The organism is Treponema berlinense, assembly GCF_900167025.1.
Taxonomy (GTDB): Bacteria; Spirochaetota; Spirochaetia; order Treponematales; family Treponemataceae; genus Treponema_D; species Treponema_D berlinense.
In genome coordinates this window covers 1-16,376 of record NZ_FUXC01000018.1, presented here as the reverse complement: position 1 = coordinate 16,376, position 16,376 = coordinate 1, and the positions used below count along the sequence as shown (strand labels likewise).

Annotated in this window: 14 protein-coding genes, 2 tRNA genes and 1 pseudogene; 2 read left to right on the top strand and 15 right to left on the bottom strand. The window is 35.8% G+C overall.

Annotation, left to right across the window (positions count from 1 at the left end; all coding sequences use genetic code 11):
* Nucleotides 1–946: 946 nt before the first annotated feature.
* From B5D47_RS10845 to B5D47_RS10795, 11 genes are all read right to left on the bottom strand, one after another.
* Complete coding sequence (locus tag B5D47_RS10845; RefSeq protein WP_078931858.1) at nt 947–1,723, bottom strand: hypothetical protein; 777 nt, start codon at nt 1,721–1,723, stop codon at nt 947–949.
* Between the two features lie 211 nt (nt 1,724–1,934).
* Entirely contained in the window at nt 1,935–2,984 is a 1,050-nt protein-coding gene (gene mcrC / locus B5D47_RS10840) for a 5-methylcytosine-specific restriction endonuclease system specificity protein McrC (RefSeq protein WP_078931857.1), read from the bottom strand.
* Nucleotides 2,977–5,685, bottom strand: a complete 2,709-nt coding sequence (locus B5D47_RS10835; RefSeq protein ID WP_078931856.1) for an AAA family ATPase — start codon at nt 5,683–5,685, stop codon at nt 2,977–2,979. The genes mcrC and B5D47_RS10835 overlap by 8 nt, the downstream gene beginning before the upstream one ends.
* 26 nt (nt 5,686–5,711) lie before the next feature.
* Entirely contained in the window at nt 5,712–6,449 is a 738-nt protein-coding gene (locus tag B5D47_RS10830) for a DNA-methyltransferase (RefSeq protein ID WP_234970056.1), read from the bottom strand.
* A gap of 101 nt (nt 6,450–6,550) precedes the next feature.
* Complete coding sequence (locus B5D47_RS10825) at nt 6,551–6,754, bottom strand: hypothetical protein (protein WP_078931855.1); 204 nt, start codon at nt 6,752–6,754, stop codon at nt 6,551–6,553.
* Nucleotides 6,755–6,793: 39 nt separating this feature from the next.
* Nucleotides 6,794–7,540 carry a hypothetical protein gene (locus B5D47_RS10820; RefSeq protein ID WP_078931854.1) on the bottom strand — a complete coding sequence of 249 codons (747 nt, stop codon included), beginning with the start codon at nt 7,538–7,540 and terminating at the stop codon, nt 6,794–6,796.
* A gap of 14 nt (nt 7,541–7,554) precedes the next feature.
* On the bottom strand, nt 7,555–8,139 hold the full coding sequence (locus B5D47_RS10815) for a DNA adenine methylase (RefSeq protein WP_078931853.1): 585 nt from the start codon (nt 8,137–8,139) through the stop codon (nt 7,555–7,557).
* Between the two features lie 536 nt (nt 8,140–8,675).
* Nucleotides 8,676–8,748 (bottom strand) — tRNA-Met (locus B5D47_RS10810).
* A 21-nt stretch (nt 8,749–8,769) separates the two neighbouring features.
* On the bottom strand, nt 8,770–9,465 hold the full coding sequence (locus tag B5D47_RS10805) for a PrsW family glutamic-type intramembrane protease (RefSeq protein WP_078931852.1): 696 nt from the start codon (nt 9,463–9,465) through the stop codon (nt 8,770–8,772).
* Between the two features lie 99 nt (nt 9,466–9,564).
* The gene (locus B5D47_RS10800; protein ID WP_078931851.1) at nt 9,565–10,839 is read right to left on the bottom strand and encodes an O-acetylhomoserine aminocarboxypropyltransferase/cysteine synthase family protein; all 1,275 of its coding nucleotides are present in this window, start codon (nt 10,837–10,839) and stop codon (nt 9,565–9,567) included.
* Between the two features lie 252 nt (nt 10,840–11,091).
* Nucleotides 11,092–11,165: transfer RNA gene (locus B5D47_RS10795), tRNA-Ala, on the bottom strand.
* Between the two features lie 332 nt (nt 11,166–11,497).
* Here B5D47_RS10795 and B5D47_RS10790 point away from each other — a divergent pair.
* Together B5D47_RS10790 and B5D47_RS10785 are read left to right on the top strand one after the other, a co-directional pair.
* Nucleotides 11,498–12,691: a glutamine synthetase family protein gene (locus B5D47_RS10790; RefSeq protein ID WP_078931859.1), complete on the top strand. Its 1,194-nt coding sequence runs from the start codon at nt 11,498–11,500 to the stop codon at nt 12,689–12,691.
* A 4-nt stretch (nt 12,692–12,695) separates the two neighbouring features.
* Complete coding sequence (locus B5D47_RS10785) at nt 12,696–13,262, top strand: ANTAR domain-containing response regulator (RefSeq protein WP_078931850.1); 567 nt, start codon at nt 12,696–12,698, stop codon at nt 13,260–13,262.
* Here the strand turns inward: B5D47_RS10785 and B5D47_RS10780 are convergent.
* The 4 genes and pseudogenes from B5D47_RS10780 to B5D47_RS10765 form a co-directional block, all read right to left on the bottom strand.
* Nucleotides 13,253–13,756 carry a YkgJ family cysteine cluster protein gene (locus tag B5D47_RS10780; protein WP_078931849.1) on the bottom strand — a complete coding sequence of 168 codons (504 nt, stop codon included), beginning with the start codon at nt 13,754–13,756 and terminating at the stop codon, nt 13,253–13,255. The two genes, B5D47_RS10785 and B5D47_RS10780, sit on opposite strands and share 10 nt — an antisense overlap.
* Nucleotides 13,757–13,758: 2 nt before the next feature.
* The gene (locus tag B5D47_RS10775; RefSeq protein WP_078931848.1) at nt 13,759–14,367 is read right to left on the bottom strand and encodes a TetR/AcrR family transcriptional regulator; all 609 of its coding nucleotides are present in this window, start codon (nt 14,365–14,367) and stop codon (nt 13,759–13,761) included.
* Complete coding sequence (locus B5D47_RS10770; RefSeq protein ID WP_078931847.1) at nt 14,367–15,677, bottom strand: THUMP domain-containing class I SAM-dependent RNA methyltransferase; 1,311 nt, start codon at nt 15,675–15,677, stop codon at nt 14,367–14,369. The genes B5D47_RS10775 and B5D47_RS10770 overlap by 1 nt, the downstream gene beginning before the upstream one ends.
* Before the next feature lie 348 nt (nt 15,678–16,025).
* Nucleotides 16,026–16,376, bottom strand: a pseudogene (locus B5D47_RS10765) (hypothetical protein); the annotation flags it as partial.

Sequence of the window (16,376 nt, the reverse complement as noted above, 5' to 3'; positions counted from 1 at the left end):
TGATGTCTTTTGTCGTGATATTGTTTTTCTCAGCGATTTGTTTTACTTCGCTGACAGTGTGGGGGCTGACATGTCGACTGGAACAGATTTGCCTTCGTGACATGCCACTTTCAATTAGCTCAAGAATGAGCTTCGGATTGATTTTGGCCATAAGCAGGCCTCCTTAAAATAAGATTTGAACTTTTATCAAGTTCATAAAAATCTTACTTAAGGTGTTATATTTTAGAAATATTTAATTGGTGCTCTTATTGATATTGGTGGTGCTCAGATGAATATTGATGGTTCATTTTCTGTGAAATAATCAATAATTCATTAAATTTTATAACAATACTATTTCTATCTAGATATATCCAAGTAAAGTACAAAGAGCCTAGAACACAACTTCTCTTTTTTGCTAATTTTTAAAATCTATTGTTATATTGAAGGTAAACGTAAGACAGAATACCATTATTTCTATTTGTCTATTCCTGTAACTCTATTTAAAAACAAAAAACCACTCATTTCTGAGTGGTCTGCTATAGCGGGGGCAGGACTCGAACCTGCGGCCTCCGGGTTATGAGGAGACCAATGAGAACTGTACCTCGCTTTACCCATGAATATTTAACGATAATTTAATTAAATTTTATGGTGTTTTTGCTGTTTGGTCAAGCAAAACGCTATACTCAACTATAACGAAAAATACTTTTTTCTACCCATTTTTACTACCAAACTGTGTTTCTCGGGAAATTTTCCCGAGAAACAAAATTGATTTATAGAGATTATAATTTTAGAAATTACTATAACAAGTAAAAAGTATGTCAAATAAAAAACTTGATACCTCTGTAGATATAAACTGCAAGAACCTCATTATTCTAAATTTTATCTGCAGAGGTATAATTATGTTACGTACAATCCTATTCAATTTAATTCCGAGTGAATAAAAGCAAAATGAAATATATCAATTTGCTTATTCGTTTGGAGAATGTGTAACATTGTTTTCGCTGAAGTTTACATGTGTAACAGATTTTAAACCTTCAGTTAAATGTGTTATGTTAGAATTTTGACTATCTTGCTGGTATGTTACATTCGAATTACTTATTTGAGAAGTTTGAGATATTGTTTCCGAAGCTTCACATCCCTTTAAGAAATCTTCATAACTGTCAGACATTTTTTTTCCTCCTGGTATATTAAGATAAAAACAAACACAGATAATGCAAATTATTATAAAGCGTATAGTCCACTCAAGAGACTTTGCTTTACCATTATTTAATATTCTGTTTTCTTTTATAATATTTTTATAATCAATAATAATTTGAAATAGCCCCTTGTTTTTATCCTGGCTTAATGATGAAGAGTTTATATTATTAATTTCATATGTAGCATATGGGTTTGTAAGTAATCCTTTTAATGAAGAATATATACATCCAATAAAAGATACATATATACCGAAACCAAATATAATTTTCAACAGAATCCAAAACGATATTTTAGAGTAAGTTAACTCCAAAATATCAAGGAATTTCACTTTATCCAAAATGACAGCAATAAAAGCAACAAAAAGTGTAAGTATATAACCGATTCGTGTTTCCAAACCTTGTTTTCGTTCTTTTTCAGAATTGAATTCAATTTGAATTAGTTGGTAATATGATTCTAATGAACCTTTATAATCTGTAGAGTTCTCATTTTTATATTGGATATTTTCTGTTTTGTTCTTTTTATGATTATTTTTCCCTTTTTTCGACATCTTTTTATTTCCTTTTTTAATTAATCACAATCATTATTTTAAAATATTTTATTATAAAAATCAGTAATTATCGAATGCTTCATCATACTCAAGCCAACCAGCAATGTATGGATTATCATGGGAACCATCACCCTGATTTTCAGGATATTTCCAGTGAGCAGGTTTTAGTTTTCCAATATATCATGTTACTTGTTCGTACATAGGCACATTCCTAACAAAAATAATTTAAAGCAATATTATCAAGAGTATTTTTTATTGCTTCAAAATCTTGATTCAAATCTAATGTCTTAAGCGAATAATAATTTCCAAGAAGTTCAAATTCCTGGTTTGGAACTACAACTTCCTGAGTTTTTGCATAAAGCAAAATACCGCCAACCTTGCCGCCTACTTCAACTTCTTTATTCTTAATATAAGATAAGAGCTGATACATATTATTACTATGGTAAGTAGCTTTATCATATTGCTTTTGCATAGTCTCACCGTAATATTTTGTATCAATAATCAAAGTCTTATTATTCTTTGCATCGCGCAAAGTAATATCTGTAATCATCGCCGGCAGATATTCAAGAGTATCACCAGTGCTTTGAACAGCCCAAGGAATACCGGCAGGAGCCGCATGAAGCTCAGGCCTTGTACTTCTGTAATACTGTAATACAAACTTTTCAAATAAAGCATGCATCCGTTCTTCATCTATAAAGTTTGCAATCTTATAATTTCCGTCATCAGTAGAAAGCAATAAACCATCAACAATAAAATGACAAATATTTATAAGCATTTCGTAATTCTTATTACTTCGCTGATATTTCAATCTATTCCAATGAATTGAATATGGATGAATCTGTTCAACGTTCTGAAAATAACTCATCAAATAATGAATCTTTTTCTTTTTGTCATTCTTAATTTTTGGCAGCAATATAAGACTTATTGATTTCAGAATTTGATTAAAAATATTGTTTTCAGATAACTCATCAAAATCACAATGCAGCTTTTGCTTTTGTTGTAATTTAAGTTTTATAGAATTATCAATAGATATTCTTCCTCTGACAGTCGGAATATCATCAGAAACAGGAATGTATTCTCTGTACAATCCCTGTTTTAATTGTTGAGTAATTCCTCTAATCAAAATCTCTGAAAGAAGTTCATATATGTTTTCAAAATCTTCCGGCTGTAAATTCTGATACTGCGATTGCTTCAAATATTGAAAAGCATATGAAAGCATATAATAAACATTCTTTATTAATATGCATTTATCTTCAATCATCTAATGCACCATAAAGTTTAGCTTTCCAGGTATCAACCTTTGTCGAATCGTCAAACCAGTATTCATGCAAAGTTGGAACAATATCAAAATCAATAATCTGCTTCATCCTAGTCTTTGTACATTTGTTTCTTTCCTGGTTACAGAAATAACTATGTCCAATGCAGCATCCAGTTCCAAGAGTAGGATCTTTTGCAATTTCCTGATTAAGTTCAACAATCTTTGAGATAAGTTTTGTAAATGCAGGGTTATTCATCTTATCAACATAATCCTGGAAATCTTCAGTTCCAAATGCCGGAACCATATCCACAAATGAAAATCTACGGCGTAATGCATAATCAAGCATTGCAAGGCTTCTATCTGCAGTGTTCATCATTCCTATGATGTAAAGATTTTCAGGAACATTGAAAGGCTCTCCACCATAAGCTAAAGAAGCATTTACACCACGGTAATCTTTTTCAATAAGCATTAAAAGCTCACCAAAGATTTTACTAAGATTTCCACGGTTTATTTCATCAATAATAAAGAAGTATTTTCCTTTTGGATTGTTACGAGCAATATTACAGAAATCATAGAAAACACCATGCTGTAGCTTAAATCCATTTCCATCTGGTTTATATCCCATAATAAAGTCTTCATAAGAATAACTCTGATGAAACTGAACAAACTTAACATGTGATTCATTTTTCTGTCCCATAATTGAATAAGCCAATCGTTTTGCAGCAAAAGTCTTTCCAACTCCAGGAGCACCTTGTAAAATAATATTTTTCTTATTCTCTAGAAGGCTTACCAGCAAATCATAATTTTCAGAATCCATATAAACTTCAGAAAGGAATTCTTCTTTTGAATATTTTTCTACATCATCCTTATCTTCTAATATTGGATTACTTTCTCTAATAATATCTCTTAGAACTTCAAATTCATTTTTTGTTACTTTAAAGAAACTTCCCTGAGAATTAACAAAATACTCCATATCTTTAAGAGCAGGAAGATCTTTTAATTCATCATAGTCAATCGGATTTGTTAATCCTTCGGTTTTTTCAAACCAAATTTTTTCTCCATCGTTTGCTTTTGACACTTTAAGTAAAGCAACAATTTGTTTTACAGGAGTTGATTCATAACCTATTATTACATCACCAACTTTTGCATCAACAAAGTTTTGGAATATTCTTCTTTTATGTCCATTATCGTTATATAAGGTGTAGCTTTGTTCTTCACCCACACCCATATTTTTCATACTCCAGATTTTAGGATTTGCATTAAGCCACCAGTAATTTACATTCTCATCTGTTTCTGTCTCAGAAGATTCTGTAGTAGAAGAAATCAATTCAATGTCAGATAAATCCTTATCTTCAAGGGCAGCTTTTAATTCCTTACGAATTTTCCAAATGTAACTACCTTCAACATTCCTATCCGTTTCTTTTCCAACATAGAGAATTGGCCAATATGCTAAGGAACCATCATCTCTTTTGGGTGGTTCTGCACATTTACCTGTTTTAAGAATTCTTTCTCCCAAAGTTGAAGAATTTTTATTATAGTAGTTTTTAGTTTCACCATATTTATTTGCTAATTCAGTACAAGTTCCTTGGCCACCATTATCCATCATCCTTTTCATTACAGCTAAAGCTGATGGCGTAAAGATTTCAGGATTATTAAGCAAATCACTCCAATCTTCTTTTGATAATCCAGGATTGTAATCATTGTATTCCCATTCAGAATAGTCATCTAAGAATCTTCCTACAAAGAAGACAAAATCATTTACTATAGTACATGCAAGAGGTTCTTTTAATGAGTTATCAGTCAGATGTGATGAAATATAACTAATAATATCTTTATTGTTTTCTAATTCAGGTTTAATGGCATCCATAAAGGTATAGAATTGTTTAACTCTATAACCATTTCCACCTTTAAGTTCTAAGTCACTAGAAAGAATCTGTAAAACATCTTTATCAAGGTTGGGCTTAAAAATATAATATTTATCTGGATATCGTAACCATAAATAAACACTTACAACATTAGCATTTTGAAAGTCTTTATTTCCTAAATCAGGATATTTTTTTTGTAAATTTTTACTAGAAGATATAAATGTATCAATTCTTATTGCTAAATCTTTATTTTCATCATACAAATCAATAAACATTTGCTTTACTGCTTCAGAATCATGCTCCGCATATTTCTTTATCATAGCACATGGAAAGTTGAATTGTACATCAAGCAAATTAGCTGTTTTTGCTAGTGAATTTGCAAGCATTTTTGCAAATATTTCATTACTTATATCCCAGTTATCTTGAAAACATTTTAATGCTTCCCATTTATAAACTTCATCTTCAAAATGCTCTGGCAAATATGCAATGTAAGCAGTTATAGCTTTGTTTAATTCTTCTTTGTCAAATAAGACTAATTCATCCTTATTACCTGTTACATATTCTTTTAACAAACGAAAGTTACGTAAATAATTATGAGTCTGTCCTGTTGGATTTTTTCGTCCAATTGAAACAAAGTATGCTTTAAGTTTTTCTTTAAGCTTTTCAGTTCCTTTCTCTTTTAAAGCATCTTCAAATGTAATACCTACATCATGTGAATTAATATAAAATGCATCTGAAACAATTATTTCAGGTTTAGAAAGATCCGAATGATTCTCTGCTAAATACTGTTTAAATCCTTTTCTTAATTCTGGAATATTCTTACTATCTATTGTATTCATTTAAATTCTCCCATAAATTATTTTATTTATTCTATCGATAAATCAATTCCATAATAAGGTTCGGATTCATGGACTTCCAAAATATCCTGAAGTGGTACATCTGAATATTTATAAATCTTTTCCTTGTATTTTTCTTTGATGGAAATATCATCAAGTTCTAATCGTCGTTGTTTTGATAATTCAAGAAAATCAGAACTTTGTTCTAAGCCTAAATATCTTCTTCCCAAAATATTAGCTGCAATTCCTGTAGTGGCAGAGCCAGAAAACGGATCCAAAATCCAGGCATTTTCTTTGGTTGAAGCTAATATAATTCTTCCTAACAATGGAAGGGGTTTCTGAGTAGGATGCTTTCCACAAGATTTTTCCCATTTTGCAATAGCTGGCAAACTCCATACATCACGCATCTGGGTTCCACCATTTATTGATTTCATTAAATCATAGTTAAAATAATGTGGTGTCTTTTTTTCTTTTCGAGCCCAAATAATAAATTCTGTTGAATGAGTGAAAAATCTACATGAAAGATTTGGAGGAGGATTTGTTTTTGCCCAAGTAATTACATTGAGAATCCTGAAGTTTAACTCATTCAGCATTTGAGCTGCTGAAAAAATATTGTGGTAGGTTCCGGAGATCCAGATGGTTCCATCTTTTTTGAGTTTGTCTCTGCAAAGTGAAATCCATTGTCTTTTAAAGGCGTTATCTTTTTCAAAACCTTGAGATTTATCCCAGTCGCCTTTGTTTACAGAAACTTGCTTTCCACTCTGCACTTAAATACCTCCTTTACATAGAAAATATGGAATGGGAAAGGTCCTCACTTCAAACTTTCGGTTCTCCGCTACCATTTCCAAGGAGCTCCACAACATGTTGATTAGAATTCTTGCCAATCAATCCATGAATTATCAGATAAATCATGAATTTCCATTTGTCTAAATTGACATTTTCCTGATTCAAGTACAATTTTTCCATTGTAATAATTTTCTCGAACACATTCATAAATATCAGCATTATCGGGAATTTCAAATGAAAAAGTTTCATCAAACGTCTCTTCTATTGTTACTTCATATCTTTTCATTAGAAAACTATTGATCGAATTTGTAAAGAAATCAAGTATCTAGAGTATAAGCGTATGAATCTCTTGTAATTCAATAGTTTGTCTATATTGTCGTTCTAATTCATCATAGTTAAGAAATTCTACACGCTTATCATTTTTCATTTTTAAAAATGAAGCATAACCTAATTTTTTATTATATTCTTCATGTCGTTGCTCATCAGCAACAATAAACATACGTGTATAAAAATCTTGTAAATCGTAAAATTTCATAAGAGAATTCTGAATATCTGTTGAGTGCTCAACCTCAAAGAAGGAATCAGGCATATTTCTGTTATTAAACCAAATTACATCAATAGTCGAACTTCTTGAAACAAACGAATCATAAGAATATTTTGGTAGTTCTTTAAGAGTTCTTAAATCTCCAAGTTTTTCATGTAGAAACATTTTATTTTTATCTTGATTTGGAACAAAAGTTCCAAGTTTTTTAAGATTTCCAATAGAAACAAGCAGTCCTTGGTAATAAGAATGATTAAACTCTATAACTTCTTTTGAATCTTTATTGTGTTCGTTTTCAACAATAATTCCCTTATTTTCTAAGTCTTTTTGATGTGACTTCAACGCCCAAAGTCCAGGTTTTATCTTGTAAATATTTTCATTTTCCTGAACTATTCGACGAATTGAAGCAAAAGGTGTTTTAGTTTTCCATTCACAATCTTTAATTTTGAAAACTTCTTGATTAAGTTGACCAAGAGTAGCAATACCTCCAAGTCTTTCTAAGGTTAGAATTACCGCTTCATATTGTTTCATAATTATCTCCTGCGTTAGGCTATGGAGCACTTGCGAAGCAGTCCACCGCAGCGAAGCGAGGAGGATGAGCGATAGCGAAGTGCGGAACAGCCGACGGCTTTAGCCGGAACGCCACTGGCATCGCAAATTAAAGGACTTTTTGCTCGATTGAACGGAACATTAAATAATCCATTGCGGTTAACTCTATAAAGACCATTAAAACATGTTTTATTCAAATAAATAAAAAGGGCAGCTTTTTCGAGGTTATACTCAGGATTTCGTTCAACAATAAAATGATTATATGTTGCGCGTTTCCCAAGATAGAGGTTCTGACGGTCAGCTTCAGGAGTTTCAAGATACTCTGTTTGAAAGTGTTCCAATAATTGAATTAAAGGTTCACAATTATCGCGAATATTTTCATAGAGATTTATTAATTCAGGATTGATGTCATTAATAAGAACTTCATTAGGATGAAATGTCTGAAGTACATCAAATAATACAGCTCCGCCACCAACAAATGGCTCGCAATATCTAGTTATATTTTCAGGATAGCGTTGTCGAATTTCTGGTAAAAGTTGTGTTTTTCCACCTACCCATTTTATGAACGGTCTTGCAGACATTTTTATTCCCCTATAAATAAGTATTATACATCATAAATTGAATTATTTATAGATATTATATACTCATAGGGTGACAAGGAAGGTCACTGTTATTTTTTTCTGTTCTATGATTACAAGCGTATTTACATTTTGTTCTTCAATAATCTATTGTCTGATTAAAATTCAATACTTATTAGTAAAAATATTCATCTTCCCCCTTTATCATACCCCCTTAACATACCCCTTTAACTAAAACAATAAGGGGGTATATTGTGCGAAGCATTGAGTTTAGAAATTATTTCTTCTTTTAAGAATGAAAACTATGCTTACCACACAAGTTCCGTAGGCCAAAAACCTACGGCCCACGAACTTAAAGTAAGAAGTTTAAGTAAAAGTTGAATTTCAGTGAATTCAGATGAATTTTATTGAATTGCTAATTTTTAAAATCTATTGTTATATTGAAGGTAAACGTGAGACAGAATACCATTATTTCTATTTGTCTATTCCTGCAACTCTATTTAAAAACAAAAAACCACTCATTTCTGAGTGGTCTGTTATAGCGGGGGCAGGACTCGAACCTGCGGCCTCCGGGTTATGAGCCCGACGAGCTGCCAACTGCTCTACCCCGCGTCGTGTTAAAATAGTTTATATTCAATAGCGCTTTATGTCAACCCCTGTATCGCTTAAATTGTTGTATTTGTACCAAATTCTGCACTCTAATATTGCAAAAAGGATTGCTATGACGGCAAACCAATAAAAATTGTTTGAAAAACCGGCAAAAAAATTGTAGACGCCGTGTAAAAGTACGGCCCAGACAAAAGGCAGTACGTGTGTCTGTTTTTTCTTGAACATCCACAGATAAAGTCCGCTTAATCCTGCGCAAAATGTGTGAATCAGCACGCTTGTAAAAGCCCTTGCAACTAACAAATTCAGCACGGCCTGAGTTCCAAGAGGCTCGGCGGCACCACTGATTTTTTTTACGACGTAAATTATGGATTCAAAACTGCCCAAAGTCATTCCTGCAAGAAGAGCGCAACAAAAATAAAATGAAAGATTAAGTTTTTTAAAAGGCAAAAACGACAAAAAAAACATTTTTACGGACTCTTCTATAAGGCCATTAAAAATTATTGCCGTAACAAGAAGATTTACAACTGTGCTCGCTGTAAAAATCGGCAAATTTAAAATAAAATGCTGAACGAGCGATGTCGGTACAACAGCAAAAAGCCCGAGAATACAGGCTAAAATTCCATATCGGACTTTTTTTTGCCCCGGAACTAAAATCACAAAAAGAAAAAAGACCACAACTAATGGGAGGAAACTCAGGGCAAAAAGTGCAAAAATGTTCATATAAGCAGAATAATATTTTTATTCCGATATTTCAACGTAAAAATTAAACTTTCAAAACGCTGGACAAATGGTTTCTAAAAGCACCCCAAAACTTGTTTTTTATACAGATTTTAATGCTTCTGAGATATCCGCGATTAAATCGTCTACATTTTCAAGACCGACAGAAAGCCTTACCAAATCGGATGGAACTCCGGCAGCATTCAATTCCTCTTCACTCATCTGTCTGTGGGTTGAACTTGCAGGGTGCAGACAACAAGTTCTTGCGTCGGCAACATGGGTTGCAATCATTCCGAGTTTTAGTCCTGCCATAAATTTTTCTGCATTTTTACGGCCACCTTTTACTCCAAAACTGATTACTCCGCAAGTTCCATTCGGCATATATTTTTTTGCACGTTCGTAATATTTGTTTCCTGGAAGTCCAGGGTAATTTACCCATGCTACTTTTTCGTTCTTTTCCAGGAATTCGGCGATTTTTTGAGCATTTGAACAGTGTCTTTCGATTCTAACAGGCAACGATTCAAGTCCAAGATTAAGCATATAAGCATTTACCGGCGCCTGAACCATTCCAAAGTCGCGCATCAACTGGGCTGTTGCTTTTGTAATAAAAGCTCCGGCATTTCCAAACCTTTCGGCGTAAGTAATTCCATGATAACTTTCGTCCGGAGTGCACAATCCCGGGAATTTATCCGCATGCGCCATCCAGTCAAATTGACCGTGATCAACTATTACTCCGCCAACTGTAGCATCATGTCCGTCCATATATTTTGTAGTTGAATGAGTTACAATGTCCGCTCCAAATTCAAAAGGACGGCAATTTATCGGAGTTGCAAAGGTATTGTCAACAATCAGCGGAACTCCATGTTTATGGGCAGATTTTGCAAAACGTTCAATGTCAAAAACAATCAGCGCTGGATTTGCAATTGTTTCTCCAAAAACAGCTTTTGTATTTGGTTTGTATGCAGCCTCGAGTTCTTCGTCTGTACAGTCTGGATTTACAAAAGTAAACTCGATGCCCATTTTTCGCATTGTCACATTGAAAAGATTAAAACTTCCGCCGTAAATTGCAGAAGAAGCGATTACGTGGTCGCCAACGTTTGCAAGGTTAAAAACCGAAAGAAAATTTGCAGCCTGTCCAGAACCTGTAAGCATTGCGGCAGTTCCACCTTCGAGAGCGGCAATTTTTGCAGCAACCATGTCGCAGGTTGGATTCTGTAAGCGTGAATAGAAATAACCGTTTGCCTTTAAATCAAAAAGTTTGCCCATTTCTTCACTTGAATCGTATTTAAAAGTTGTACTCTGAATAATTGGAATCATTCTAGGTTCGCCGTTTTTTGGTTCATAACCTGAATGCAGACATTTTGTTTCGATTTTCATTTTTAAATACCTCTCACGTAGCGGTTCGTTATTTTTTACTTTTTAATTTTTTTTGCCTTTTGGAGCTGATCGGACTTGAACCGACGCTCTATGTCGCGCGCGTCCTGCACGCTCCGCCGAGCCGCCTCCATTCGCTTCCGGTGCCTTCCCTGGCACCTTTTCCTCCCGCTGGTCGGCGCTCATTTTGGTAGTCGGTTCGTTATTTTTTACTTTTTTTATTTTTCTGGCAAAAAAAACATCTTTTTGCTTTTTTGGAGCTGATCGGACTTGAACCGACTACCTTTGCAATGCCATTGCAACGCTCTAGCCAGGTGAGCTACAGCCCCGATGGGTTTATTCTAACAGAAAATTAGGAATTGAATAAAGATGTTATTTGCTTTTTGAGAGACTTTTTTGCGGCAGGGATAGGAACAGCGCGCAGCGTTCCAAAGCGATTTTTGCCTGTTTTTTAATCTTTCGCTTTGGAATGGAGCGGAAGCGGAACTGTGGATAGCCCGGTTTTTACGCAGCAAAGCGAAGTAAAAAGCCGCCCTGCTATTTTTTGTGCATTTTAAACAATTTTTTATTTTTTGTTTGTAAAATTTTAAAATTGAACAAACAAATTGATTCCTTTATAATTTTTTTGGCTATTTTTTTATCTGCCGATGGAGTTTTCGATATGTATATGGAATCTGAAGTTATCGACTACGTGAATGAGGAAGATGTAAAATTTATTCGTCTTGCCTATTTTGATCTTTCTGGAAAACAGCGCAATGTTTCGATTATGGCCGGCGAACTGCCTCGTGCTTTTAAGGAAGGAATTTCTTTTGACGCTTCGGCAATTCCTGGTTTTCAGGAGGCTCATTCTTCGGATTTGTTCTTGCATCCTGACCCTTCTACACTGTCTGTGATTCCATGGCGTCCTTCAACCGGAAAAGTTGTCCGTATGTTCTGCGACATTAAATATCCTGACGGAACTCCTTACGAAAAAGACTGCCGCCATATTTTAAAACAGGCTGTTAAAAAGGCAAAGGACGAATTCGGTATTGAATTTAAATTCGGCACTGAATTTGAATTCTACCTTTTTAAGCTCGACGAAAACGGCCGCAATACAAAAATTCCTTTCGATAACGCCGGATACATGGACATTGCTCCGGAAGACAAAGGCGAAAATATTCGTCGCGAAATTGATTTTACCCTTGAACAGATGGGAATTACTCCGGAATTCAGCCATCACGAAGAAGGTCCGGGCCAAAACGAAATTGATTTCCGCGCTTCCGATGCTGAAACGGCTGCCGACAATGCTTCGACTTTTAAGTGGATTGTTCGCACAAAGGCCGCTTCAAATGGTCTTTACGCTGATTTTTCGCCAAAACCGCTTTCTGTTTATCCAGGAAACGGCATGCACATCAATATTTCGGCAAATAAAGAAGAAAAAATGCCTGCTATTATGGCAGGAATTCTTGCGCACTTGTCAGAAATTACATATTTCTTAAATCCTTCCGAAGAATCTTACTCAAGAATCGGACAGTCAAAAGCGCCAAAATTCATCTGCTGGGGAACTCAAAACCGTTCCTGCGCAATCCGCGTTCCTTCAAAGCATCCGAACGGAAAAATCCAGATTCGTTCTTCCGACAGCGAATGCAATATTTATCTCGCCTTTACACTTTTAATTTACGCGGCCCTCGACGGAATCAAAAAAAATCTCGTTCCAGAGCCTGCTGTTCAAGAAAATCTTTTTCAGTCTTATGCAGAAGATAAAAAAGACTACGAAAAACGGACAAAAAATTACAGGACAATTCCTCTCAGTTTGGCCGAAGCCCGAAAACTTGCAGAAGAAAGTGAATTTATTAAACAAATCATAAAATTCTAAGCTTATGGCATCAGATATACACAGCGTTCTAGTTGTGACAAAAGACATAAAAACTTCGACTCTAATAAGCGCGATGCTTGTTCCGCCAATGTTCGATGTAATTTTGGCAGAAGATTTTAACGAGGCCCGCCGGCTCTGCACTGAACGGGTTTTTAACATTGTAATTGTTGATTTTGCTGACGGTGAAGGAACCGATTTTGCGGTTGATATTTCTTCCTGCACAAGCACAATCCTGCTTCTTGCGCCAACACAGTTTTTTGACCAGCTGAGCTACAGGGTTGAGCCTTACGGAATTCTTACAATAACATCGCCTTTTGACCAGTTCTATTTTTACAATATGATAAAAATTGCGATTGCCGTTCAGTACAAGGTTCAGGTTCTTTCGAGCCAGACGATTAAGCTTAAGGAGAAAATGGAAGAAATCCGCATTGTAAACCGCGCAAAAATGCTTTTAATGCAGAATAAAGAAATGTCAGAACAGGAAGCCCACCGTTTTCTCGAAAAACAGGCAATGGACCGCAGCATGAAGCGAATTGCCGTTGCAGACGAAATTATAAAAACTTACAGTTGAGATTCTTCTTCAATAATTTTTAAAACTTCTTCTTTGTGAATTGGAACATTTTTTTCGTAGGCAATCCGGTTTTCTTCAATTTCGTCAAAAGTCCAGAGCCGTCCCTTGTTCATTCCGGGACATTCTTTAGCGCAGTCTTCCCAGCTTTCTTTTGATTCAATCATCCAGCTCCAGAACGGCCAGGTCGAACACTGGACAGGCCGCGCCTCGTAGCAGGAACAGCCGCTATTCCACAGGATGCAGTCGTAATTTTTTTGTTCTTTGAGCGCAAGAACCTGAGTTCCGTAGTAATAATCTGCCCACCGGCAATACTGTTCGACAAAATCCTTTACAGACAGTTTTTTAAAACTGCACAAAGCCTTTAAATCGCGCTCCGAAAGATAAACAAATCCAGGAGAATGTCCGCAGCAAAATGAACATCGCTGGCATCCAAAATGCAGTCCGTTCAAATAAAACGGTTCTTTTTTTTGAGAGTTTTGTGAATTTTCTGTCATTTTTAGTTTTCCGGTCGTTCTGCCAAAAGTCCGTCGATTGCAAGATTCAGGCTTGCCTTTATATTGTCAACTTCCGCATTGTGAAGAACTGCCATTTTAAAAACTGATTCGATAATCAAGCCAAAAATTAAATCGTTTGCAGTTTTTACGCTAAATTTTCTAAATTCGCCATTTTTTTGACCACGAACAATCATCATGCTCAAAAGGTGGTTTATGCGGATTGTGCGGCGGCGAACCCTTTCGTAAACATCATCGCCGGTTTTATAAAGCCCTGTAAGATATGGAACCAGAATTTCAAACAGAGTCTTGTTTTCGACACAGGCGTCGATTGCATCCGAAGTAATTTTCCGAAGACAGTCTTCTGCCGTTATAGAATGGTCTTTTATGATTTTTAAAAATTTTACTTCCAAATCCGAAGACAACTGCTTTATGCTGAAATTGAAAATTTCGTGTTTGCTTCCAAAATAAATGTAGAGCGTTGTGCGCGTAATTCCGCAGGCATCCGCAATTTTTTGAAAGGTAACGTCTTCATATCCATCACGACAAAAAAGTTCCATCGCTTTTTCGAGAATTTCCCTTTTTCTTTTTTCGTGTTCAACAACAATAGCCATTAAAAATATTCCTTGTCTGAATTTTCATTTTTGCGTTCGCGTGGAGCAAAAGACTTTTTATTCTGTTTTTTTGGACTGTTTTTCCATTCTCCAGATTTTTTTCTGTCCGAATTAAAATCCACCGGACGAACACCACGTTTTTTTTCTTTTTCTGTTCCGTTGTAAAGATAGAAAGTCGTGTCCAAGTTTCCAGATTTTATGCTTTTTAATGTCGTAGCGTAACGGCCAACATTTTCCTGAAACTCTTTGTGCGCAGTTATTACGCCAATCTGCCAACCTTTAAAATCTTCAAAAAGACTTTTCATGCTTGAATAAAGTTCCGCGGCCTGCTGCTCGTCACCAAGACGCTCGCCATACGGCGGATTACAGATTATCATTCCGTTTTCGTAAGGAGCTTCAATATCCTTAAAATCGCTCACCTGAAAATCTGGACGCCACAAATGTGCATCAACGCCAATCGCCTTGAGCGCACGGCCGGCAGTTACGCAGGCATGCTCAGCATTTAAACGGGCCCGCTCAACGGCAGAAGGGTCAATATCCGTTCCTGTAATGCGAACCTCGACGTCGGTGCGAATTTTTGCCGCTTCAGCATTTTTTATTTCGACTGCACGTTCACGGTTAAAAATCGGAAGATTTTCCAAAGCAAATCTCCGGCCAAAACCAGGCGCAACGTTAAAAGCAAAGAGTGTCGCTTCGATTGGCAAGGTTCCCGAACCGCAGAATGGATCGTGAAAAGGAATTTTTCTCTTCCACATGCTCATCTGCAAAAGAACGGCAGCGGTAGTTTCACGCAAAGGAGCCATTCCGCCGTCAGTACGATAACCGCGCTTATGCAGGGGCAATCCGCTCAAATCCAGCAAAATCAACGCTTCGTCATTGTCCAGATAAACGCGGACATCGCTTTTTTCGCCAGTTTCCGGCAAAGACGACATATTCCATCTGTCGCCGAGTTTTTTGTAAATCGCTTTTTGAACCATTCCCTGCACAGAATGCTCAGAATTCAGTCTTGATTTATACGAACGAACTTTATCAACCGTAACTTTTGTATCTTTCTTAAAAAAATCCTGCCAGTTTACAGAATAAACTCCGTCAAAAAGCTGATCAAAATCTTCAGCCTTGTAACGAGCCATTAAAAGATAAACGCGGTCGGCAGTTCGCAGGCAAAGGTTCGCCCTAAAAAGAGCGTCATCATCGCCTTCAAAAAAAACGCGTCCAGGAGCATTTCCAGCAAGTCTGTAGCCCAAGAGTTTAATTTCATTTCCAAGAATTTTTTCCGCGCCAATTGCGCACAAAGCAACTAAAGTGTTCATTATCTTGACAATTTAACACAAAATGTCATTTTGGACAACCAAAGAATTTTTTTAGAACCACATTTTATCGTCTTATCCGGCTGCTCCGGATTCGCTTTCGCTCATCGTCCTCGGCTAAAGCCTGCGGTCGACTGCGTCCTGCGCATCCGGGGTAGCTTTTTCTCAAATTCACTCATCGCCTTATCTTCTGACCAGTCAACGGCAATCGGAAAACAACTGAACAACATAAGCGAAATTGCAGAACAGCTAAATCTGTTCAATGTTTAGTACGGGGAGGATCGACAAAAAAACACCAGTTTTCCGTATTTAGAAAACTGGTGTTTTTGTTTTAAAACTATAATAAAAAACTTAGATTTCGCCAGTTTTTAAGTTTTTAACCTGCTCCAAAGAAAGCCCTGTAGCCATGGCAATTTGTTCAGGCGAAATGTTTATTTTAAGCAAATTTTTGGCAGTTTCGAGTTTTGATTCGTCAACTTTGCTCTGAACAATATCGTTCGCCATATTTTTTGCTATACCCTGTGCCATGTTCTTTGCCATATCGTTAGCCATATCGTTAGCCATATCTTTTGCCATATCCTTTGCAATATCTTTTGCCATATCTTTTGCCATGTCCTTTGCCATATCTTGCGCCAAATATCTTGCCTGCAGCTTAATCTCCTGTTCGATTGTCATATATCTGTGCCTCCACTGGGCATTCAT